The sequence below is a fragment of the Falsihalocynthiibacter sp. S25ZX9 genome, from assembly GCF_041205405.1.
Taxonomy (GTDB): domain Bacteria; phylum Pseudomonadota; class Alphaproteobacteria; order Rhodobacterales; family Rhodobacteraceae; genus Falsihalocynthiibacter; species Falsihalocynthiibacter arcticus.
This window is the reverse complement of the sequence record NZ_JBGFCD010000298.1, coordinates 1-288: the sequence shown is the minus strand read 5'-3', so window position 1 is coordinate 288 and position 288 is coordinate 1. Positions and strand designations below refer to the sequence as shown.

The following is a 288-nucleotide window of genomic DNA, read 5'->3' as shown; positions in this document are numbered from 1 at the left end:
GGTTCTCGAGACCACATCCGAGAATACCTTTGCACTGACGGCAGCGCATGTGGGGGCCGAGATCGGCGTGACAGTTCTTATTCAGGACGCATCGTTTGAGACCGCGTCGGCACAGTTCGCGCCCGTGACCGGCCCGATTGACGATGGCAATCACGACCTGACTGGGACCGTGCTTCTTGTCAGTGACAACGCCGATCCGGCGGTATTTGGGCTGGGGGATACGGTGACTGCGGATGTAAGCGGCTTGGCCGATGACGACGGGTTGGGCACGCTGCGCTATCAATGGTT

General features: G+C 60.1%; 1 protein-coding gene. It reads left to right on the top strand.

Going from position 1 to position 288, the window contains the following annotated elements; genetic code table 11:
* Nucleotides 1–288: hypothetical protein (locus AB9F29_RS22320; protein WP_369757303.1), on the top strand; the 288-nt coding region annotated here is incomplete at both ends.